This window comes from Chromatiales bacterium (assembly GCA_020445605.1).
In the GTDB taxonomy this organism is placed as follows: domain Bacteria; phylum Pseudomonadota; class Gammaproteobacteria; order JAGRGH01; family JAGRGH01; genus JAGRGH01.
Map to the genome: position 1 here is coordinate 87258 of JAGRGH010000031.1, position 21841 is coordinate 109098.

Annotated in this window: 17 protein-coding genes; 11 read left to right on the top strand and 6 right to left on the bottom strand. The window is 64.5% G+C overall.

All coding sequences use genetic code 11. The annotated features are described in order from the left end of the window. Positions 1-126: 126 nt before the first annotated feature. The 3 genes from prsR to KDG50_05395 form a co-directional block, all read right to left on the bottom strand. Positions 127-1482 carry a PEP-CTERM-box response regulator transcription factor gene (prsR, locus tag KDG50_05385; protein ID MCB1864841.1) on the bottom strand — a complete coding sequence of 452 codons (1356 nt, stop codon included), beginning with the start codon at positions 1480-1482 and terminating at the stop codon, positions 127-129. Next, a complete protein-coding gene (prsK, locus tag KDG50_05390) occupies positions 1479-3563 on the bottom strand; it encodes a PEP-CTERM system histidine kinase PrsK (GenBank protein MCB1864842.1) in 2085 nt (694 codons plus the stop codon). Before prsK ends, prsR begins: the two co-directional genes overlap by 4 nt. A 108-nt stretch (positions 3564-3671) precedes the next feature. Then, positions 3672-5072 carry a TIGR03013 family PEP-CTERM/XrtA system glycosyltransferase gene (locus tag KDG50_05395; protein ID MCB1864843.1) on the bottom strand — a complete coding sequence of 467 codons (1401 nt, stop codon included), beginning with the start codon at positions 5070-5072 and terminating at the stop codon, positions 3672-3674. A 276-nt stretch (positions 5073-5348) separates the two neighbouring features. On the opposite strand from KDG50_05395, the gene KDG50_05400 reads away from it, so the two are divergent. Both KDG50_05400 and KDG50_05405 read left to right on the top strand, forming a co-directional pair. After that, the gene (locus KDG50_05400) at positions 5349-6626 is read left to right on the top strand and encodes a nucleotide sugar dehydrogenase (GenBank protein ID MCB1864844.1); all 1278 of its coding nucleotides are present in this window, start codon (positions 5349-5351) and stop codon (positions 6624-6626) included. A 25-nt stretch (positions 6627-6651) separates the two neighbouring features. After that, positions 6652-7659: an NAD-dependent epimerase gene (locus KDG50_05405; protein MCB1864845.1), complete on the top strand. Its 1008-nt coding sequence runs from the start codon at positions 6652-6654 to the stop codon at positions 7657-7659. Between the two features lie 72 nt (positions 7660-7731). Here the strand turns inward: KDG50_05405 and KDG50_05410 are convergent, their stop codons facing one another. Further along, positions 7732-8511 carry an enoyl-ACP reductase gene (locus tag KDG50_05410; GenBank protein ID MCB1864846.1) on the bottom strand — a complete coding sequence of 260 codons (780 nt, stop codon included), beginning with the start codon at positions 8509-8511 and terminating at the stop codon, positions 7732-7734. Positions 8512-8662: 151 nt separating this feature from the next. Here KDG50_05410 and KDG50_05415 point away from each other — a divergent pair, with 151 nt between their 5' ends. The 7 genes from KDG50_05415 (at position 8663) to KDG50_05445 (ending at position 16963) form a co-directional block, all read left to right on the top strand. Beyond that, the gene (locus tag KDG50_05415; GenBank protein ID MCB1864847.1) at positions 8663-10780 is read left to right on the top strand and encodes an ABC transporter substrate-binding protein; all 2118 of its coding nucleotides are present in this window, start codon (positions 8663-8665) and stop codon (positions 10778-10780) included. Continuing rightward, a complete protein-coding gene (locus KDG50_05420; protein ID MCB1864848.1) occupies positions 10777-11754 on the top strand; it encodes an ABC transporter permease in 978 nt (325 codons plus the stop codon). Before KDG50_05415 ends, KDG50_05420 begins: the two co-directional genes overlap by 4 nt. Then, complete coding sequence (locus KDG50_05425; GenBank protein ID MCB1864849.1) at positions 11751-13154, top strand: ABC transporter permease; 1404 nt, start codon at positions 11751-11753, stop codon at positions 13152-13154. Before KDG50_05420 ends, KDG50_05425 begins: the two co-directional genes overlap by 4 nt. 1 nt (position 13155) lies before the next feature. Further along, complete coding sequence (locus KDG50_05430; protein MCB1864850.1) at positions 13156-15165, top strand: ABC transporter ATP-binding protein; 2010 nt, start codon at positions 13156-13158, stop codon at positions 15163-15165. Between the two features lie 297 nt (positions 15166-15462). Then, positions 15463-15699, top strand: a complete 237-nt coding sequence (locus tag KDG50_05435; GenBank protein MCB1864851.1) for a hypothetical protein — start codon at positions 15463-15465, stop codon at positions 15697-15699. 337 nt (positions 15700-16036) lie between these two features. Next, on the top strand, positions 16037-16369 hold the full coding sequence (locus tag KDG50_05440) for a hypothetical protein (GenBank protein ID MCB1864852.1): 333 nt from the start codon (positions 16037-16039) through the stop codon (positions 16367-16369). Between the two features lie 63 nt (positions 16370-16432). Next, entirely contained in the window at positions 16433-16963 is a 531-nt protein-coding gene (locus KDG50_05445) for a DUF4184 domain-containing protein (GenBank protein MCB1864853.1), read from the top strand. A 441-nt stretch (positions 16964-17404) separates the two neighbouring features. Here KDG50_05445 and KDG50_05450 read toward each other — a convergent pair whose 3' ends face one another. Continuing rightward, positions 17405-17974, bottom strand: a complete 570-nt coding sequence (locus KDG50_05450) for a dCTP deaminase (protein ID MCB1864854.1) — start codon at positions 17972-17974, stop codon at positions 17405-17407. Between the two features lie 28 nt (positions 17975-18002). Continuing rightward, positions 18003-19085: an iron-sulfur cluster carrier protein ApbC gene (gene apbC / locus KDG50_05455; GenBank protein MCB1864855.1), complete on the bottom strand. Its 1083-nt coding sequence runs from the start codon at positions 19083-19085 to the stop codon at positions 18003-18005. A 287-nt stretch (positions 19086-19372) separates the two neighbouring features. Between apbC and metG the strand changes: the two genes are divergently transcribed. Continuing rightward, the gene (gene metG, locus KDG50_05460; protein MCB1864856.1) at positions 19373-21397 is read left to right on the top strand and encodes a methionine--tRNA ligase; all 2025 of its coding nucleotides are present in this window, start codon (positions 19373-19375) and stop codon (positions 21395-21397) included. A gap of 3 nt (positions 21398-21400) precedes the next feature. Continuing rightward, positions 21401-21832 carry a phosphate-starvation-inducible PsiE family protein gene (locus KDG50_05465; protein ID MCB1864857.1) on the top strand — a complete coding sequence of 144 codons (432 nt, stop codon included), beginning with the start codon at positions 21401-21403 and terminating at the stop codon, positions 21830-21832. The last annotated feature ends 9 nt before the right edge of the window (positions 21833-21841 follow it).

A 21841-nucleotide genomic window follows, 5' to 3' on the forward strand; every position in this document is an offset into this window, starting at 1 on the left:
ACCATTCAACGATTGCAGTTCCGACCAGGTCGCTCCGGGCGTCAGAGCGACGAAAGCGAACGCCTCGGCAGCGCGACATTGATGCAGTCTCTCCAGCATCCGGTCGATGGACCGTCAGCGCGCCGCTCAGTTCGCCTTGATATCGTGCTTGCGCATGAGAGTGTACAGGGTCGGCCGGGTCACCCCGAGCATCTGGGCGGCCAGCGACACATTTCCGTTCGTGAACGCAAACGCGCGCTGGATTGCCCGACTTTCGGCCTGGTCGCGGGCGGTCCGCAGATCGAGCAGCGCCTCGGCGGCAATCTCTTCGCCCGCGAGTTCCAGGTCGCCGGCCGAGATCAGGGTCGCGTCACTCATGATGACGGCGCGTTTGGACCGATTTTCGAGTTCGCGCACATTGCCGGGCCAGCTGTAGTCCTCGATTGCGCGCACGGCATCCGCGGCAAGCCCCTTGATCGGCCGTGCGAACTGCTCCGCGAAACGCTTCACGAACACCCGCGCCAGCACCACGGCGTCGCCGGAGCGTTCGCGCAGCGCCGGCACGCGCACGGTGATTTCGCTGATGCGGTAGTAGAGATCCTCGCGAAATCCGCCCGATTCAATCATGGTCGGCAGATCCTGGTGCGTCGCGCAGACCACACGCACATCGACCGGGATCTCCTTGCGCCCGCCGACGCGTTCGATCACGCGCTCCTGCAGAAAACGCAGCAGCTTTGCCTGCAAGGGGGACGGCAGATCGCCGACCTCGTCGAGAAACAGCGTACCGCCATCGGCCATCTCGATCTTGCCGACGGTCTGCTTGGCCGCCCCGGTGAACGCACCGCGCTCGTAGCCGAACAGTTCGCTCTCGAGCAGCGTTTCGGGAATCGCCGCGCAGTTGATGGCCACGAACGGTCCACGCGCGCGCGGACTCAGCCGATGCAGTGCGCGCACGAGCAACTCCTTGCCCGTGCCGGACTCGCCGAGCAACAGCGTGGTGACCTCGGTCGGCGCGAGCTTTTCCACCGTCTGGCACACCCGTAGCATCTCCGGGCTGGTCGCGACGATGCCCTCGAGCGCGGCGGTCTCGCTCTGGTTCAGCAGACGGCGGTTTTCGGCCTCGAGTTCAAAGACATGGTGGGCACGCGCGACCATGATCTGGAGCAGATCCGGGTCGATCGGCTTCTCAAAGAAGTCGTGCGCCCCGCGACCGATCGCGGCGACTGCCGTGGCGCGGTCATCGTGGCCGGAGATCACGATGACCTTGGTTGCCGGAAACTCACTGACGATCGCATCCAGTACCGCGAAGCCCTCGCTCACCCCGCCGGGATCGGGCGGCAGACCGAGGTCGAGCGTGACGACCGAAGGCCGCAAAGCGCGCACGCGCGCGAGCGCGGAATCGCGATCGCCGGCGACCTGAACATCAAAACCGTCGAACGCCCAGCGCAGCTGACTCTGAATGCCGGCATCGTCCTCAACCACGACCAGCGCGGGTTTGCTCATGCGTCCGCCCCGGTCGCCGCGGACGCCCACTCCACGGGGATTTCGATCGTCATGGTCGTGCCCTTGCCTGGGCGACTTTCCACGTGCAGTCGGCCACCCAGGGCATGGATGAATTCACGGCTCTCGTAGGCGCCAATGCCCATGCCGGTGAGGCCCTTGGTGGAATCGAAAGGTTTGAACAACCGGTCGCGGATGAATTCTTCGTCCATTCCCGCGCCATCATCGATGACACTGACCGTCGCCCGATTGGCCCGCGATGCTAGCACAACGCCGACCGTGCCCCGCGCGCCGGCGGCGTCCTGCGCATTGTGAATAAGATGGCCGAGCACGGAGTGCAGCCGGTCCCGATCCGCGCGCACTACCGCGCCCGCCAGGTCACCTTGCAGAGCGGGCACCGGTTCGCTCGCCGCGCATTCGGCAACCACCTCACCGACCAGCGGTTCAAGTTCAACCGCGGAATCCGGCGTGACCGGCCGCGCCTCGCGCAACTGCGCGAGCAGGCGCTTCATGCGCGCGACCGCATTCCCGACCGTGCCGAGCGCATCGTCGACGAAGGCCGGGTTGTCGCGGTGTCGTTCCGCATTGCGCACGACCAGCGCAAGTTGCGCGACGACGTTCTTCAGATCATGGATCACGAACGCGGCCAGGCGATTGAAGCCCTCGAACTGGCGCGCCGCACCCAGCGCCTCGGCCGCCTCGGCCTCGACCAGATGGATCGCGCACTGGCGCCCGGACATGCGCAGCAATTCGAGGTCTTCCCAGTTCAGGTGGATCGCCGGCTGCGGCGCCGCAAGCAGGACGAAACCGGTCAGGTCTTCGCGATGCAGCAATGGCACGATGAGCCAGGCCGCCTCCAGCTGTTCCAGCCACGGCGGCAGCACCAGCCCGGCGTAACTTTCCGGCTGCACACTGCGCTCGGGCAATACCACCACCCATTCGCGCTCGCGCAGAAAGCGGACCATGGCGTCGTCGCCCGTCAGCGCCTCGAACCGCCCCGCGTCCATGGCCCAGCCGTCGCGGGGGCGGAAAAATCCGTGCTCGTCCACGGTCCAGACCCACGCGCCTGGGCTCTGCACGATCTGGGCAAGCGCCGCCGCCACGCGCCGATAAATCGGCTGACTGGAGTCCACCCCGGCCAGTGTGTTGGTCAGGCGCAGCCATTCCTCGCGGTAGTCGTATCGATAGTTGAAAAAGTGCTTGTTGAGCAGCAGACGCAGCTGTGCGCGCCACTGTCCCGAGAACAGCAGCGCCATGAGCACGACGAACGCGCCGGCCAGAAACAGCGCCTGCAGCGCGGTGCCCCATTCCCCGCCCTGTTCGCGCAGGTAATAGCCGACCGCGGCCATGACGACGAGATAGGAACCGGCCGCCAGCAGGGTCGCCGAGTGGAACACGACGCCACGCGAGACAAACACCTCGACTGACCAGTCCGGATTGCGGGCCGCCGAAACCGCGATCAGCGGCACCATCAGCGCCAGCACCGCGCCGCGGGCCGCGAACAGACCCGGGTCGATGCGCTTGAACAGCATTGCGTCGGTGAACAGGAAGAAGTCGTAGGCGAACATGCCGCCGACGCCGATACACAGGTACTTGATGGCCCAGCGCTGCTCGACACGCGTATTCCGGTAGAGCTGTTCGATCAGGATCAGCCCGATGACCGCGAGACCGGCGTGACCGGCCAGCCGCAGGTCGATGCCCAGTTTCGTTACGACACCCCGCGGGCCCCACTCCGCCGCGATGGCCATGGCCGTCAGGATCACTACGCCCACGGCCGCCCCGACCGCGAGCCGCCGTACGTCGCGGCGCCCGGCGGTCTCCTCGGGGATCAGCGCAAGCAGCAGGTAGGCCGGCAGCGCGATCCATGTGCCGGCGCGCAGAAGCTCGGCGGTCCACAGCAGACCCTCGGGTACGCCGCGGCCATCGGCCTCGATCGCGAACACGATCGCCCAGACCATGGTGATGACGCTGGCGAGCAGCAGCAGGCCCCCGGCCGGACGGCCGCGCCAGTTGACGAGAAAAAGCACGCTGAGCAGCGCAAAGGCAACGCCGCCGGCGGCATGGCTGTAGAGGGCGAGGTTCACCGGTTCGGCCGATTCGCGGCAAGCGGAGGGCGAATGAACTGCAAGATTATTGCACGCGGGCCCCGGGGATCCGCGCCGAAACGGCGAACAGCATCGCCAGGCCGGCCGTCAACGTCCGCCCTTGCCCCAGAGCACCACCTCGACCGTGCGCAGGATGATGATCAGGTCCAGAAACAGGCTGGCGTTCTTGACGTAGTACAGATCGTATTCGAGCTTCGCCTCGGCATCGTCCGCCGACGATCCGTACTGGTAGCAGAGCTGGGCCCAGCCCGAGATGCCCGGTTTGACGCGGTGGCGCTCGTTGTAGAACGGAATCGTTTTCGCGAACGCCTCGACGAACTCGGGTCGCTCCGGCCGCGGCCCGACGAAACTCATGTCACCACGCAGCACGTTCCAGATCTGCGGCAGTTCGTCGACGCGGGTCTTGCGCATCAGCCGACCGACCCGCGTGACGCGCGGATCGTCTTCGTCCGCGAAGCGCGCCACGCCATCGGCCTCGGCATCGGTGCGCATGCTGCGGAATTTCACGACTTGGAAGTGCCGGCCGTCGCGTCCGACCCGCGTCTGCCGAAACAGCACCGGCGCGGAACGGTCCTCGATCCAGATCGCCAGCGCCGCCACCGCGCCCACCGGCAGCGCGACCAGCAGCAACGCGGCCGACGCGAGCAGGTCCACCAGCCGCTTGCCGGCCTCGCCCAGACTGGAACTGCGGAAGGTTTCGGAGAACACCAGCCAGCCGGGGGTGAGCAGCCGGATCGGCAACAGGTTCAGCTCCCGCTCGAAAAACCGGATCAGGTCGACGACCTCGATGCCGGCCAGCTTGCAGTCGAGCAACCCGTGCACATCCAGGCCCCGGCGCCGCTCGTCGAGTGCGACGACGATCTCGTCGACCTGCTGACGAAGCGCGAAGTCCAGCAAAGGGGCGCCCGTTTCGAGGTCGATCAGCCGGTCGTCGCCGACGCGGATCGGGCCGTCCTCGCAGCGAACGAAGCCGACGATCTGAAAACCGCGCAGCCGGCGGGGCTCCAACGCCGACTGGATACGCGCCGCGTTCTTGCCCGCCCCCAGAACCAGCACACGGCGCTGGCGGGTCCGGTCGCCGAACGCCGCGAAGAAAACGGCGCGGGTACCGAGCAGCAGCGCGAAATCGCAGACCAGCGCCATCGCAAACGCGCCACGCCCGATGAACAGCGCGGGAAACAGATAAAACGCCAGCGACATGCCCGCGGCGCTGAACGCGAGCGCGACGAGGACCCGCGCGAGCATGCCGACATGGCCCTGCGTGAGTCCGCGCTGGTAGAGCCCCATTGCCGCGAGTGCGACCACGTTGATCCCCGCGAACACCACCGCCGACCACGCAACGTTAGGCGCGCCGAACAGGGCTTCGGCCTCCTCGGTCGGGAAACGAAGCGCGATGCCCAGGTAAATGGACACGGCCGCGGCCAGCCACTCGCCAAACGCAAGCAGCAGAAACGCACGCGGAATGTAATGTCCGAACAGACGAACCATGGACCTCGCCATGCCGGCGCGTCGCAAGCCACGACGATCCGGCCGATCTACCCCAAGCCTCAGCCGAACATACCCTAGATCGCGGTCGCTGTCCGCGACAGGCATTGACCTCAGCGCGCCGATGAACCCCCGCCCGGGACCGACCGACGGCCAGATCGTTGCTGTGGCGTCGCGCCGCGGTGGCGACCGGCAACGAATCTGGGTCCGCGTTTCAACAGCCTGATAGAATTCCGCGGCTTCGATCCCACCGCGCCGGCTCACCGAGCGTCACTCGCCATGTCCGCCCCCGAACAACCCGTGATCGGCATCGTTGGCCTTGGCTATGTCGGCCTGCCGCTGGCCGTCGCATTCGGCCGCCGCTATCCGACCGTCGGTTTCGACATCAGCCGTTCCAGAATCAACGCCTTGCGAGCCGGGCACGACGCATCGCTGGAGGTCGAACCGGCCGAACTCGCGACCGCGACCGAACTGGAGTTTGCTGACGATGTGGCAGCACTTGGCCGCTGCAATGTCTACATCGTGACCGTGCCCACGCCGATCGACGAACACAAGGCGCCGGACCTCAGCCCCCTGCGTTCGGCGAGTCGCACCGTCGGCTCGGTGCTGAAGGCCGGCGACACCGTCGTCTACGAGTCGACGGTGTATCCAGGTGCGACCGAAGAGGTCTGCGTGCCGATCCTCGAGGCCGAATCGGGGCTGCGTTTTAACATTGATTTCTTCGCCGGATACAGCCCCGAACGCATCAACCCGGGCGATCGCCAGCGCCGACTGGAGAACATCGTCAAGGTCACCAGCGGCTCGACGCCGGCGACCGCCGAGTTCGTCGATGCGCTGTACCGCGCGATCATTCCCGCGGGAACGCACCGCGCATCGAGCATCCGCGTCGCCGAAGCCGCGAAGGTCATCGAGAACACGCAGCGCGATCTCAATATCGCGTTGATCAACGAACTCGCGCTCATTTTCAACCGGCTCGGGATTGATACGATCGAGGTGCTGGAGGCCGCGGGCACGAAATGGAACTTCCTGCCGTTCCGCCCGGGCCTGGTCGGCGGCCATTGCATCGGCGTGGATCCCTACTACCTGACCTACAAGGCGCAGGCGATCGGCTACCAGCCCGACGTGATACTGGCCGGCCGGCGCATCAACGACGAGATGGGCCGCTATGTCGCCCGCGAGGTCGTGCGGCTGATGATCCGCCGGCGTGTATGTGTGGCGGACGCCCGCGTGCTGGTACTCGGCGCGACCTTCAAGGAGAACTGCCCGGATCTGCGCAACTCGCGCGTGCGCGACATCGTCGACGAACTGGGCACGTTCGGCGTCACGGTCGACCTCCACGACCCCTGGGCCGAGGTCACCGAGATGCGCCATGAGTTCGGCTGCGATCCGGTCGGCGAGCCGGAGCACGGCGTCTATCACGCCATCGTGCTGGCCGTCGCGCACCGTCAGTTCGCTGCGTTGGGCGCCGACGGCATCCGTCGCTTTGGCCGGCCCGATGCTGTCCTCTACGACGTCAAGTCGCTGCTGCCCGCGGGCGCGACCGACGGTCGGCTCTGATTCACCCAATGATCCTGAACGCGTAATGAAAGTCCTGATCACCGGCTCGGCCGGATTCATCGGCTCGGCGCTGAGCCTGCGCCTGCTCGAACGCGGCGACGAGGTCCTCGGCGTCGACAACCTGAACGACTACTACGACGTCGAACTGAAGAAGGCGCGGCTTGCCCGCCATTCAGACCATCCCGGCTATACCGATGCGCGGGTGGATATCGCGGACCGGCCGGCGCTGACCGAACTGTTTGCGCGACATCGCCCGCAACGCGTGGTGAATCTCGCCGCCCAGGCCGGGGTGCGCTATTCGCTCGAGAACCCGCATGCCTATGTCGACAGCAACATCGTCGGTTTCGTGAATCTGCTCGAAGGCTGCCGGCACTACGGCGTCGAGCACCTCGTGTTCGCCTCGTCGAGTTCAGTGTACGGAGCGAATACGCATATGCCGTTTTCCGTGCACGACAATGTCGACCATCCGCTGAGCCTGTATGCGGCGAGCAAAAAGTCCAACGAATTGATGGCGCATACCTACAGCCATCTGTACGGATTGCCTGCCACAGGCCTGCGTTTCTTCACGGTCTACGGACCATGGGGCCGACCGGACATGGCGCTGTTCCTGTTCACGCGCAAGATGCTTGCCGGTGAACCGATCCCGGTGTTCAACAACGGCGATCACAAACGCGACTTCACCTATATCGACGACATCGTCGAGGGTGTGATCCAGACGCTGGACCGCCCGGCGCAACCGAACGCACAGTGGAGTGGCGAGGCGCCAGACCCCGCGACGAGTCGCGCCCCGTACCGGCTCTACAACATCGGCAACTCCAAGCCGGTCGACCTGATGCACTACATCAAGGTGCTGGAAGGCTGTCTTGGCATCCAGGCCGAAAAGGATTTCCTGCCCTTGCAGGACGGCGACGTCCCCTACACCTGGGCCGACACCCAGGCACTCAGCGACGATACCGGTTATCGCCCGGACACCCCGGTCGAAACCGGCGTGGCGCGATTCGTGGAGTGGTATCGCGCCTACTACAGGCTGTGAGCGGCCACGGGCAGGCTGGCGAGCCGCGGAAATTCGCCCAGGCGCGAGCGGGACAGGGCCTGATCGTCAGGCTCAGGCCATGCCGATGATGTTGTAGCCGCCGTCCACGTACAACACGGTTCCGGTGATTCCGGACGCCAAGTCCGAACACAGAAACGCAGCGGCGTTGCCGACTTCCTCGATCGTGACATTGCGGCGCAGCGGGGTGAGTTCCTCGCCACGCGCGAGCATGCTGCGGAAATTTGCGATGCCGGCCGCCGCCAGCGTCTTGATCGGACCGGCGGAAATCGCGTTCACGCGAATCCCTTCCGGGCCCATTGATGCCGCCATGTAGCGAACGTTCGCTTCCAACGCCGCCTTCGCGACGCCCATGACGTTGTACGACGGCACGGTGCGCACCGCGCCGAGATACGACAGTGTGATCAGCGACGGATCGCGGCCGTTCTTGAGCAGCGGCGCGGCCGCCTTCGCCAACGCGACGAAGCTGTAGGCGCTGATGTCGTGCGCGATCTGGAAGTTCTCGCGCGTCACGCTCTCGTGAAACAGTCCTTCGAGCGCCTCGCGCGGCGCGAAGCCGATGGAGTGCACGATCACCTCGAGCCCGTCCCAGTGCTGACCGAGATCGGCGAACAGCCGTTCGATGTGGTCGTCGCGTGACACGTCGAGCTCGAACACGAGCTTCGATCCGCACTCGGCGGCGAACTTCTCGACCCGGCCCTGGAGTTTCTCGTTCTGGTAGGTGAACGCCAGTTCGGCGCCCTCGCGATGCATGGCCTGCGCGATGCCCCAGGCGATGGATCGATTACTCGCCACGCCCGTGATGAGCGCGCGCTTGCCCTGCATGAATCCCATGTTGGCTCCGGCTGTGTACCACTTCGAAGGGCTTGCTATGATCCGGCCCCGGCGCGGCCCTGACAAGCCGCACGAGCACCCCGCCCTGATGCCGATCCCGAGCCAAGCCGTTTTCTCCACCCTGCCACGCGCCCTCGTGCTCGGCGCCGGCATGCTGCTCGGCGGGTGTTCGGGCGAGAACTGGAACAACCCGTATCCGCCCGGTGACGCGGGAAGATCCATCCTCTACGCGGCATTCGAGGAACGCCCCAAGCATCTGGACCCGGCGCGCTCCTACAGCTCGAACGAATATGCGTTCATCGCGCAGATCTACGAGCCGCCACTGCAATACCACTTCCTGAAGCGACCGTACGAACTGGTGCCGCTCGCCGCAACCCGGCTACCCGACGAAGTCCGCCTGGACGCCCGCGGCCAGCCGGTCGCCCCAGGCACGCCGCCCGACCAGGTCGCCTTCACCGAGATCACCGTCGAGATTCGTGACGACCTGCGCTATCAGCCGCATCCGGCGCTGGCGCGCGATGCCGCAGGCGCCCTGCTCCATCACGCGCTGGGCGCGGCCGAAATCGCGCAGACCAACCGCCTGGCCGACTTTGCCCGGAGCGGCACCCGCGCGGCGACGGCTGCCGATTACATCTATCAGATCAAGCGACTCGCCGATCCGGCGACCCATTGCCCGATCGCCGCCCTGCTCGGCGACTACATCGTCGGATTCAGCGATTTCGGCGCGGCGATCAAGGCAAAACGCGAGGCCGCCGACAGCGGCACCTGGATCGATCTGCGCGAGACGGAACTGCCCGGAGTGGTCGCGCTCGACGAGCACCGCTACCGCATCCGGCTCAAGGGCCAGTACCCGCAGTTCCGCTTCTGGCTCGCGATGCCGTTTTTCTCGCCCATGCCCTGGGAGGCGGACCGCTTCTATGCGCAGCCCGGATTGGCCGAGCGCAACATCAGCCTCGACTGGTATCCGATCGGCACCGGTCCGTACTGGCTGAGCGAAAACAACCCGAACCTGCGCATGGTGCTCGATCGCAATCCGCACTTTCGCGGCGAACCCTACCCGGACCATGGTGAACCCGCCGATGTCGGGCGCGGACTGCTCGCGGACGCCGGTCGGCCCATGCCGTTCATCGACCGCGCGCAGTTCAATCTCGAGAAGGAAAACATCCCGTACTGGACGAAGTTCCTGCAGGGCTATTACGACAGCTCGGGCATCAGCTCGGACAGCTTCGACCAGGCCGTGCAGTTCGGCGCCGGCGGCGATGCGCAGCTGACCGAGTCCATGCGCGCGCAGGGCATCGAACTGGTCACCGCGGTCGAGACCTCGATCTTCTACACCGGCTTCAACTGGCTCGACCCGGTTGTCGGCGGCGACAGCGACCGCGCACGACTGCTGCGACAGGCCATCGCCATCGCCGTGGACTATGAGGAATACATCTCGATCTTCACCAACGGCCGCGGACTGCCCGCGCAGGGCCCGCTGCCGCCGCTGATCTTTGGCCATCGCGACGGCCAGGCCGGCATCAATCCATACGTCTACGAATGGCGCGACGGCGAGCCGCGGCGGCGCCCGATCGACGACGCACGTGCACTGATGCGTGAAGCGGGCTATCCGGACGGCATCGACCGCGATACCGGCAAGTCGCTGGTGCTGTATCTGGACACGGTCGGCTCGGGGCCCGACTCGAAGGCACGTCTGAACTGGTTCCGCAAACAGTTCACGAAACTCGGCATCCAGCTCGTGATCCGTAACACCGACTACAACCGGTTTCAGGAAAAGATGCTCACGGGCACCGCACAGATCTACCAATGGGGCTGGAACGCCGACTATCCGGACCCGGAGAACTTCTTCTTCCTGCTGTACGGTCCGAATGCGAAGGTCGGTCACAAGGGCGAGAACGCCTCGAACTACTCGAACCCGCAGTTCGACGCCCTGTTCGACCGCATGAAGAACACCGAGGACAGCCCGGAACGGCTTGTCATCATCGACCGGATGCTCGATACGGTGCGACGCGACGGCCCATGGCTCTGGGGCTTTCATCCGAAGGCCTATTCCCTGCACCATCGCTGGGTCAACAACATCAAGCCCAACCTGATGGCAAACAACCTGCTCAAGTACAAGCGCATCGATGCAGCCGAACGCGGGCAGGCACGCAATGAGTGGAACCGACCGGTGGTCTGGCCGGTCGTCGCACTGGTGATCGCCGTCCTGGTCTCGCTGATCCCGGCCGTGTGGACCTGGCGTCGCAAGCAACGGGCACGCGCACTGTGAGCGCCTACATCCTGCGCCGGCTGCTGTACGCGATCCCGATCCTGATCGGCGTCAACGTGCTGACCTTCGTGCTGTTTTTTGTCGTGAATTCGCCCGACGCAATGGCACGCGCGCAGCTCGGCGAAAAGCGCGTGACCGATGCGGCCGTCGCGCAGTGGAAGAGCGAACGCGGCTACGACAAACCGTTGTTGTACAACGCGCAGGCCGGCGGCGCCGCAACGGTCACGGACACGATCTTCTTCCAGAAATCGCTGGCCCTGTTCCGTTTCGATTTCGGTCGCTCGGATTCCGGACGCGACATCGGCTTTGACATCCGCCAGCGCATGTGGCCGAGTCTCGCGATCGCCGTTCCGACACTGCTGGTCGGTCTGGCGCTGAACATCAGCATCGCGCTGATCATGGCATTCTTCCGCGCGACCTACATCGACTTCTGGGGCGTCGTGGTCGCCGTTGCGATGATGTCGATCTCGGGGCTTTTCTACATCATCGGCGGGCAGTACCTGATCGGCAAACTCCTGCACCTGGTGCCGATCTCCGGCTACGACACGGGCATCGAGGCGTGGAAGTTCCTGGTGCTGCCGGTCATCGTCGGCGTGATCGGCGGAATCGGCTCCGGCGTGCGCTGGTATCGCACGCTCGCACTCGAGGAGATCGGCAAGGACTACGTGCGCACCGCGCGCGCCAAGGGGCTGGGCGAGATCAAAGTGCTGTTCCGCCACGTGCTGCAAAACACCATGATCCCGATCCTGACCGGGGTCGTCGTCGTTCTGCCACTGCTGTTCATCGGCAGCCTGATCACCGAATCGTTCTTCGCCGTGCCCGGGCTCGGCAGTTACACCATCGACGCGATCCAGCGCCAGGACTTCGCGATCGTCCGCGCCATGGTGTTCCTGGGTTCGCTGCTCTACATCATCGGTCTGATCCTGACCGACATTTCCTACACCCTCGTGGACCCGCGGGTGCGACTCGAATGAAACCGGTGTTCCTGTGGACCGACGCGATGATCTGGCTGCTCGTCGCGTTCTGCCTGATTGGTGCATGGTACGCCGCGCGGCGCGAACACCTGCGCGCACCATGGCGGCGCGTCGTCGAGAGCCGCGTCGGCATGAGCTCGCTTGCGGTGCTCGGCGTGTTCATCGTGATCGGGCTTGCCGATTCGTTGCACTTCCACCCGCGCAATCTGGCAAGCGAAACCGCGACCGCCGAGTACTCGAACGACGTCCTGAGCGTGTTCGATGTCATCGCCACGCCCCTGCGCGACCGCCAGGAACGCACCTATTCCGCGCCGTTCGCGCGCCATGCGTATGTCAAGGAAACCATCGAGCGCCCGGACGGCAGCACCGTTCGCGACTACCCGCCACTGAAGTGGGGTGGCGCGCATCTGGAACCCGGCGAGAGCACCGCGGCCGACATCGCCAAGCAGACCGCGATCGGCATGCTGAAGGCCTTTGCGGCCTGGATTGCAGTCGCCGCGATCATCGTCGCGCATACGGCAAGGCGCGCCGGACACACCTGGCGCGCACAGGCGGGCGCCATCGCACGCGCCAGGACGCGGCTGCGCTGGCGTGCGGCACTGATCGCACTGGGCATCGTGCTCGGCATTCTTGTCACGCTCGCGCATCTCAGCCTCTACTACCACGTGTTCGGGACGGACAAGGTCGGCGAGGACGTGTTCTACCAGGCGCTGAAGAGCGTTCGCACCGGGCTCGTCATCGGCACGGTCACGACCTTCGTGATGTTGCCGCTCGCGGTGCTGCTCGGCATCGCGGCCGGGTATTTCCGCGGCTGGATCGACGACGTCATCCAGTACCTGTATACGACGTTGAACTCCATCCCCGGCGTGCTCCTGATCGCCGCTGCCGTGCTCATGCTCGAGGTCTACATGAGCAACAATGCGGATGCGTTCGCGAGTTTGGACAAACGCGCGGACCTGCGGCTGCTGTTCCTGTGCCTGATCCTTGGCGTGACGAGCTGGACGGGCCTGTGCCGCCTGCTGCGCGGCGAGACCATGAAGCTGCGCGAAATCGAATACGTGCAGGCCGCCGATGCGTTCGGTGTCGCACGCCTGAAAATCATCCTGCGTCACCTGCTGCCGAACCTGCTGCACATCGTGCTGATCTCGGTCGCGCTCGATTTCAGCGGGCTGGTGCTCGCCGAAGCCGTGCTTTCGTATGTCGAGATCGGCGTGGACCCGACCATGAATTCCTGGGGCAACATGATCAACAGCGCGCGGCTGGAACTCGCCCGTGAACCCGTCGTGTGGTGGTCGCTGGCCGCCGCGTTCGCGTTCATGTTCACGATGGTCCTGTTCGCGAACCTGCTGGCGGACACCGTGCGCGATGCATTCGACCCACGGCTCAAACATGCCGCCTGATATGAACGATCAGGATTCCGTCGTGCTGCGCGTGCGTGGACTGACGACCGAACTCGGCGCAAGGGAGGCGCCGGTGCGCGCCTGCGACGCGCTGGATTTCGAAATCCGTCGCGGCGAGACCTACGCCCTGCTCGGCGAGTCCGGCTGCGGCAAGTCCATGACCGCGTTTTCGATCATGCGCCTGCTGCCGCCGTCCGGTCGCATCACCGCCGGCAGTGTCGAATTCAACGGCGAGGACATCCTCAAGCGTACCGAATCGGCCATGCGCGAGCTGCGCGGCGGCGGCATCGCGATGATCTTTCAGGAACCGCAGACCTCGCTGAACCCCGTCATGCGCGTGGGTGACCAGATCGCCGAGGCACTGCATGAGCATGCGCAGCTGAGCGCGCGCCAGCGTCGCGAGCGCGTGGTCGAACTGCTTGATGCGGTCGGCATACCGGACCCGGAACAGCGCGCGGCAAGCTACCCGCACCAGCTTTCCGGCGGCATGAAGCAGCGCGTGATGATCGCCATCGCGCTGGCCGGCGAACCGGAACTGCTGATCGCCGACGAGCCCACCACCGCAGTGGACGTCACGATCCAGGCGCAGATTCTTGCGCTGCTGAAGGACCTGCAGAAACGCACCGGTATGGCGATACTCCTGATCACGCACGACCTTGGCGTGGTCGCCGAAACCGCCGATCGCATCGGCGTGATGTATGCCGGCCAGCTGGTCGAACAGGCGCCGCGCGCGGCGTTTTTCTCGACACCGGCGCATCCCTACAGCCGGAAGCTGTTCCGCGCACTGCCCAACGTCGACAAGCGCGGCCAGGCGCTGGCCGCGATTCGCGGCACCGTGCCACCACTCAGCACGCGGTTTTCAGGCTGCCGGTTTGCCAGTCGCTGCGAGCAGGCGTTCGAGCCGTGCGCGGTACAGGTGCCGGAGTGGTCCGAGCCCGGTGCCGGACAGACCGTGCGCTGTCACCTGTACTCCTCCCCCGCAGTGCCAGCTTCCGCCGCGAGTGATTCGCAGCCATCCGTATTCGCGGAACCCGAAACAAGCGCTGGCGGACCGCTGCTGAAGGTCGACGGACTCGCCGTGCACTTTGCGATCCAGAAGGGGCTGTTCAAACGCACCGTCGGCTACGTGCGCGCGGTCGACGGCGTGTCGTTCGCGCTCGATCGCGGCCGCACGCTGGCGCTGGTCGGTGAATCCGGCTGCGGCAAGACCACCGCCGGCAAGGGCATCATCCAGCTGATTCGTCCCACCGCCGGCTCCGTGCGTTTCGAGGACGACGAGCTCACCGAACTGCGCGGCGGCAGCCTGCGGCGGCGTCGCAGCGATTTCCAGATCATCTTCCAGGACCCGTACGCGTCCATGAACCCGCGCATGCGGGTCGCGGAAATCATCGCCGAAGGCATGCGCGCGCAGCGCACCGTGAAAGGCCGCGATGCGCGCGAGGGCCGCGTCGCGGAACTGCTCGGCCAGGTCGGCATGAACCCCGAGGCCGCGCAGCGCTATCCGCACGAGTTCTCCGGCGGCCAGCGCCAGCGCATCTGCATCGCACGCGCGCTCGCCGTGGAGCCGAAGCTCATCGTCTGCGACGAACCCACCAGCGCACTGGACGTGTCCGTGCAGGCGCAGGTGCTGAACCTGTTGCAGTCGCTCCAGCGCCGGCTGGGCCTGAGCTATCTGTTCATCACGCACGACATCGCCGTGGTCTCCTACCTCGCGCACGAGGTCGCCGTGATGTATCTCGGCCGCATCGTCGAGTTCGGCCCCGTGGACGCGGTGCTGAAAACCCCGCGCCACCCCTACACCCAGGCCCTGCTGTCGGCCGTGCCGGTCGTGGACCCGGGGACCAAACGCACCATCGTGCGTCTCGAAGGCGACCTGCCCTCGCCGTCGGATCCGCCGGCCGGCTGCCATTTTCATCCGCGCTGCCCGCGCGCGACCGAGGCCTGCAAACACGCCTTTCCGCAGGCCGTGAATTTCGCGGGCGGACACTGGGCGAAGTGCATCCATCTCTAGTGTCCTGTCCCACAATGATCTATCGCTTCTGCGTGGCTGAGCCGGGCTGAATCAAGGCGGCGTTTCGCAGCCATAGCCAGGCTATGGACAGGATCGCCAACGCTGAGTCAGCCCTGCTCAGCCGCGCCCGCAGGGGCCCTCAGAAATGACAGATCATTGTGGGACAGGACACTAGCACCGTCGCCGTAGCACGGATTAGGCGACGGCCGGGACCGCGTCTATAATCCGGTCGGGGGAACCCGGACAGGATGGTCCGATTCCGGCGTAGACCATCTACCAATCAACAACGACACGACCATGAAAATCCGCACCCTCGCAACGGCCGCAATCGTCCTGGCGCTGACCCCGACCGTCGCCCCGGCTCAGCAATCCGATCCACAGGCCGCCATCGCCGAATCCTGTCGCAAGGAAGGGGTCGCGCTGGACCTGACCGGCAAGGACCTGGACGACTATGTCAGGACCTGCGTGGCCGACCTCGGCGCCGTCAGTTTCGAAAACCAGGTTCCCGTCGGCCCCGTGACCGTGCCGCGTTAGGAGGCTGTTGAGATTCTCATTTCGACAGGCTGCTAACGCGAGACAGGGACGTCTCGCACGAAAATCGAACGTGCAAGCGCTTGATTTTCGTGAGCAACCGAAAACCACACTTTTCGGTTTCGACGTTGAAAAGGCCATGGACGGGCCTTTTTCAACAACCTGTTAGGCGAAGCTTGCGACGACGAAGAAACTGAACCGCAAAGGCGCCAAGGACGCAAAGAATTTCAAATGGGACTAGCAGCCACAGGGTGCGAAACGCGAACCGCGCGATGCAGTAATTGACGACAAGGCGCCCCGCGCCGATTATACAATTGTATACGGGCTTGGAAGCACCCTCATGAAACAAGTTGCCAAAATTGTGGCAAGTGTTTTCGTTTCAGCAATCGTGGTCAAGCTGGCGATCGACCGCGTTGAAATCCGCGCGATTTCATACGTGCCTGACGACTCTCCGCTCAGGGGCGTAGTACTGTCTACCGACCTTGCCACACCGACCGCTTCAGACCACCTGAATGTCGTGGCACAGGTGAAGCTGAAATCCGGCGAAACGGTGCGCGCGCTCATTTTTCCTGGCTGCACCGCACCGATAGGCGAGCAGGTATCGCTATATCGGATCGAGACCGAGTCGCCGCAAGAGGCAATCTATATATTGGGTGGGGCGAGCCCCCGCTAGCAGAACGCACGCAGCGCGTGCACTCCACGACAAGTGATTTAGATTGAGCATTGACCAGTTCAGATGCCTTTTACACCGTTTCACTTTGGCCCCGGATCGCTCATCAAAGCGACGATGCCGAAGCAATTCAGCTTCACGGTGTTTGTGTTTTCACAGGTTTTGATCGACGTCGAGTCACTGTATTTTCTAGTCCATGGCGAGTGGCCTGTGCACCGATTCTTCCACACCTATACCGGCGCAACCCTGATCGCTCTCGCAAGCTATTGGGGTGGTCGTCCGATCTGCGGAATTGCACTAGCGGTCCTTGGAGGAAAGTTCGTTCTGAGCAAATCCGGCCTCGCTCAAGCCATTCGCTTGATCTCCAGAACTGCCGCGGCGTCGGGAGCCGTCATCGGCGCGTATTCACACGTTGCACTGGACAGCATCATGCATGGCGACATGCGACCGTTTGCTCCGTTCTCGGACGCGAACGGGTTGTTCGACTTCCTGAGCCCCGGAGAATTACACGTCTACTGTCTGGTTGCCGGACTCGTGGGCGGCGTAGGGATGGGCTTCTGGTGGCTCGTCTGGAAGACCGAGGAAGAAGACAGGTAGGGTGCGCAATGCGCACCATGCGAAGCAGCCGAAACGGTGCGCGGTGCGCACCCTACGAAATTACTTGGCGATCTTGGCGCCTTTGCGGTTCAAACGAACAGCGCCTGACACTCGCGGTACTAGCGACGACGATGAAGCTGAACCGCCAAGGCGCCAAGGGCGCAAAGAATTTCAAATGGGATCCGTAGGGTGCGTACCACGCACCGCTTACGGCACTTCAAGCGACCGCCGGTGCGCGGTGCGCACACTACAAGACGAGCTGACTGATCGCCGCAGAAACTCTGCATTCTTTGCGTATCAGCGGTTCAAACAAGCAAGTTCTGCCGCCAACGGTGCGCGGTGCGCACCCTACAAAATTACTTGGCGACCTTGGCGTCTTGGCGGTTCAAACGAACAAGCTCTGGCAGTGCGCCATGCGCACCCTACAATGCGAATGTGGAGCTAGGGTTTTGGTAGCGTGACGCCGCGCTGGCCCTGGTACTTGCCACCGCGGTCGCGATAGGACGTTTCACACACTTCGTCGGCCTGCAGGAACAGCACCTGAGCTACACCCTCGTTCGCATAGATCTTCGCCGGCAGCGGCGTGGTGTTGGAGAACTCCAGCGTCACATGCCCTTCCCACTCCGGTTCGAGCGGCGTGACGTTCACGATGATGCCGCAGCGCGCATACGTCGACTTGCCGAGGCAGATGGTCAGCACATCGCGCGGGATGCGAAAGTATTCGACCGTGCGTGCCAGCGCGAACGAGTTCGGCGGGATCACGCAAACATCTGACTTGACGTCAACGAAGTTGCGCGCGTCGAACGCCTTCGGATCGACGATCGTCGTGTTGATGTTCGTGAAGATCTTGAATTCGTCAGCGCATCGGATGTCGTAGCCGTAGCTCGATGTGCCGTACGAAATCGCCCGCGCACCGTCTTTCGTATCCCGAACCTGATTCGGCTCGAACGGCTCGATCAGGCCGTGCTCGGCGACCATGCGCCGTATCCAGCGGTCGGACTTGATCGACATCGTTCGCGCTCCCCTGGCGTTCGTGGAATCAGTTGTTGGAAATGACGATGTTCGGGAACTTCTGGCTGTATTCCTTCGCCTGCAGCGAGAGCTTCGCGGCCGTGCGGCGCGCGATCTCCCGGTAGGTCTGGGCGATGCGACCGTCGGGGTCCGCCACAACGCTGGGCTTGCCACCGTCGGCGTTCTCGCGGATGGACTTGTCCAGCGGGATGCCCCCGAGGAAATCCACGTCGTACTGTTCGGCCATGCGCACGCCGCCGCCCTCGCCGAAGATGTGCTCCTCGTGACCGCAGTTCGAACAGATGTGGATGGACATGTTCTCGACGATGCCGAGTACCGGCACCTCGACCTTCTGGAACATCTTCAGCCCCTTGCGCGCGTCGAGCAACGCAATGTCCTGCGGGGTCGTGACAATCACGGCACCGGAGACCGGCACCTTCTGCGCCAGCGTGAGCTGCGCGTCGCCGGTGCCCGGCGGCAGGTCGATCACCAGATAGTCGAGATCGCGCCAGTTGGTGTCGTTGAGCAGCTGTTCGAGTGCCTGGGTGACCATCGGGCCACGCCAGATCATCGGCGTCTCTTCGTCAATCAGAAAGCCAATGGACATCGCCTGCACGTTGTGGCTCAGCATCGGCTCGAGCGACTTGCCGTCTTTCGATTCCGGCTGACCATGGATGCCGAGCATGCGCGGCTGGCTCGGGCCATAGATGTCCGCATCGAGGATGCCGACCGTCGCACCTTCGGCCGCAAGCGCCAGCGCCAGATTCACTGCGACGGTGGACTTGCCGACCCCGCCCTTGCCCGAGGCGACGGCGATGATGTTCCGGACGTTGTCGATGGGCTTCAGGGACTTCTGCGCGGCATGCGAGACGATCTTGCTCGTGACCTTGACCGTGGCCTTCGCGCCCAGCGCATCGATTCGCTTCTTGAGGTCGTCGGCGAGCGTCGCGGCATAGCCCTTGGCGGGGTAACCCAGCACGACGTCGACCGTCACACGATCGCCGTCGATCGCGATGCTCTTGATCGACTTCGCGGCAACCAGATCTTTTTCGAGATGCGGATCGACAAAACCCTTGATGGCCTCGTTGACCTGCTGTTCGGTAATGGACATGCTCAGCTCCAGCACCGGCGGGCCTGAAATCCCACACCGGCGACAAGTAATTTCGGAATTCAGCGGCCGGCCCGTCCCGGGTGACCGAAGTGTCGAAAAACGCGGCTGGGCAGATCGGGGAATCCATCCCCACGTCAACGGCTTGCGTACGATTCGTCATGCGGGACCAAGCCCGAAGGGAACGCGGCAAGCCCGCCCGGTGGCGCGCCTTGAATACGGTAAACTAGTAATTTTACCCGAACGCCCCGGCGCGAGACAGCCGCGCGGCGCAAGCACCTGACCACACCATGAGCGCCCGCCGAATCCTCGTCACCTCCGCGTTGCCCTACGCAAACGGCCCGATCCACATCGGCCACCTTGTCGAATACATCCAGACCGACATCTGGGTACGCGCCCGGCGCATGGCCGGTGACGAGGTGTTCTATGTCTGCGCCGACGACGCGCACGGCACGCCGATCATGCTGCGCGCGCGTTCCGAGGGCATCACGCCCGAGGCGCTCATCGATCGCATCGGCGCCGAACATCAGGCCGACTTCGCCGGATTCAACATCGGCTTCGATCATTACCACTCCACGCACTCACCCGAGAACCGCCACTTCGCCGAGACCATCTACACGCGGCTTCGCGACGGCGGACATATCCGCACGAAGACCGTGCAGCAGGCCTACGATCCGGTTGAGGGCATGTTCCTGCCCGACCGCTTCATCCGTGGCACCTGCCCGCGCTGCGGTGCGGCGGATCAGTACGGTGACGGCTGCGAAGTCTGCGGCGCGACGTATGACCCGACGGACCTGAAGAATCCGGTCTCCGCGGTTTCGGGTGCGACACCCGTCGAGAAGGAATCCGAGCAGTATCTGTTCGATCTCACGGCGTTCGCGGACTGGCTGCGCAACTGGATCGGCGGCGGCGGGCATGTGCAATCCGAGATCGCGAACAAGCTGCTGGAGCTGTTCGCCGATGGACTGAAACCCTGGGACATCTCGCGCAACGCGCCGTATTTCGGCTTCGAGATTCCCGACGCGCCCGGCAAGTATTTCTATGTCTGGCTGGATGCGCCGATCGGCTACATCGCGAGCTTCCGCGCGCTGGCGAATGCGCAGGGGCTGGATTTCGATGCCTTCTGGACCGACGACGCGACCACCGAGCTCTATCATTTCATTGGCAAGGACATCACGCGCTTCCACTGCCTGTTCTGGCCGGCCATGCTCAAGGGCGCCGGCTTTCGCACGCCGAGCGCCGTGTTCGCGCACGGGTTCCTGACGGTCGACGGGCAGAAGATGTCCAAATCGCGCGGCACCTTCATCCGCGCGCGTACCTGGCTCGATCACCTGCCGGCCGACCCGCTGCGCTACTACTTCGCGGCGAAACTCGGCCCCGGCATCGACGACATCGATCTCAATCTCGACGACTTCGTCGCGCGCGTGAACGCCGACCTGGTCGGCAAGCTCGTGAACATCGCAAGCCGCTGTGCGGGATTCATCGCCAAGCGCTTCGACGGCCGGCTGGCTGCCGCGCTGGACGACTCGGCCGGCTACGCCGGCTACGTCGAGGCACTAACCGCAGCGCCCGCGCTGTACGAGGCGCGCGAGTATTCGCGGGTGATGCGCGAGATCATGGCGCTGGCCGACCGCGCGAACCAGTACATCGACGAGCGCAAGCCCTGGCAGCTCGCGAAAGACGACGGCGCGACCGCGCAATTGCATCTGGTCTGCACCACCGGGCTGAACCTCTATCGCCTCCTGATCGGCGCGCTCCGCCCGGTGACACCCGGACTCGCGCGCGACTCCGAGGCGTTTCTAAATATCAGTGCGCCGACCTGGTCGAGCTTGGGTGCCCCGCTCCTGGATCACGCGATTGAGGCATTCAAACCGTTGCTGGGCCGGATCGAGCGTGCTCAAATCGATGCCGTGATCACGAACTCCAGTGCCGATCTCGCCCCGGCCACTGCGGCGCCAGCGAAACCCGCGCCGGCCGAATCGGCTGCGGCGACGATCGCAATCGACGACTTCGCGAAGGTCGACCTGCGCGTGGCGCGCATCGCTGCGGCCGAGCCGGTCGAGGGCGCCGACAAGCTGCTGCGCCTTACGCTGGACCTCGGCGGTTCGCAGCGGCAGGTGTTCGCCGGCATCAAGTCGGCCTACGCCCCGGCGGACCTGGTCGGCCGGCTGACGATCGCCGTCGCTAATCTGGCACCGCGCAAGATGCGCTTCGGCGTCTCCGAAGGCATGGTGCTGGCCGCCAGCGACGACGAATCCGGCCCGTTTCTGCTCGCGCCGGACAGCGGCGCCAAACCCGGAATGAAGGTGCGATAAGCCATGCAAGACACTGAAAACAAAAGCGCCATCCTGCCGAAGAAGGTCATCCATGTCGTCGAGCACGTGGGTCTGGCCATCATTCTGATCGCAACCATCGTCGCCATCGGCGAAGAGGTCTACAAGGTCATCGACGCCCGCCACGTCAACCTCGCCGACCTGCTGCTGCTGTTCATCTACCTCGAAGTCGTGGCGATGGTCGGCATCTACTACGAATCGCACCGACTGCCGGTGCGCTACCCGATCTATATAGCGATCGTCGCACTCGCGCGATACGTCATTCTCGACTCCAAGGACATGAGCTGGCAGACCATGATGGGCATCGGCGGCACGATGCTGCTGCTGGCGTTCACGATTCTCGCGATCCGTTACGGCCACACCCGCATGCCCTATGGCCGCGGCGGCAGCAACGACCCGGAGTGCGCCGAGGACTAGCGGCCGACG

Excerpts from the sequence above, each read along its gene's own strand:
- KDG50_05410 (MCB1864846.1), bottom strand. The coding sequence starts at position 8,511 with ATGGGATTCATGCAGGGCAAGCGCGCGCTCATCACGGGCGTGGCGAGT.
- KDG50_05415 (MCB1864847.1), top strand. The coding sequence starts at position 8,663 with ATGCTGCTCGGCGGGTGTTCGGGCGAGAACTGGAACAACCCGTATCCG.
- KDG50_05440 (MCB1864852.1), top strand. The coding sequence starts at position 16,037 with ATGAAACAAGTTGCCAAAATTGTGGCAAGTGTTTTCGTTTCAGCAATC.
- KDG50_05450 (MCB1864854.1), bottom strand. The coding sequence starts at position 17,974 with ATGTCGATCAAGTCCGACCGCTGGATACGGCGCATGGTCGCCGAGCAC.
- KDG50_05395 (MCB1864843.1), bottom strand. The coding sequence starts at position 5,072 with ATGGTTCGTCTGTTCGGACATTACATTCCGCGTGCGTTTCTGCTGCTT.
- apbC (MCB1864855.1), bottom strand. The coding sequence starts at position 19,085 with ATGTCCATTACCGAACAGCAGGTCAACGAGGCCATCAAGGGTTTTGTC.
- KDG50_05400 (MCB1864844.1), top strand. The coding sequence starts at position 5,349 with ATGTCCGCCCCCGAACAACCCGTGATCGGCATCGTTGGCCTTGGCTAT.
- KDG50_05405 (MCB1864845.1), top strand. The coding sequence starts at position 6,652 with ATGAAAGTCCTGATCACCGGCTCGGCCGGATTCATCGGCTCGGCGCTG.
- KDG50_05445 (MCB1864853.1), top strand. The coding sequence starts at position 16,433 with ATGCCTTTTACACCGTTTCACTTTGGCCCCGGATCGCTCATCAAAGCG.
- KDG50_05435 (MCB1864851.1), top strand. The coding sequence starts at position 15,463 with ATGAAAATCCGCACCCTCGCAACGGCCGCAATCGTCCTGGCGCTGACC.
- KDG50_05425 (MCB1864849.1), top strand. The coding sequence starts at position 11,751 with ATGAAACCGGTGTTCCTGTGGACCGACGCGATGATCTGGCTGCTCGTC.
- metG (MCB1864856.1), top strand. The coding sequence starts at position 19,373 with ATGAGCGCCCGCCGAATCCTCGTCACCTCCGCGTTGCCCTACGCAAAC.
- KDG50_05465 (MCB1864857.1), top strand. The coding sequence starts at position 21,401 with ATGCAAGACACTGAAAACAAAAGCGCCATCCTGCCGAAGAAGGTCATC.
- KDG50_05430 (MCB1864850.1), top strand. The coding sequence starts at position 13,156 with ATGAACGATCAGGATTCCGTCGTGCTGCGCGTGCGTGGACTGACGACC.
- prsR (MCB1864841.1), bottom strand. The coding sequence starts at position 1,482 with ATGAGCAAACCCGCGCTGGTCGTGGTTGAGGACGATGCCGGCATTCAG.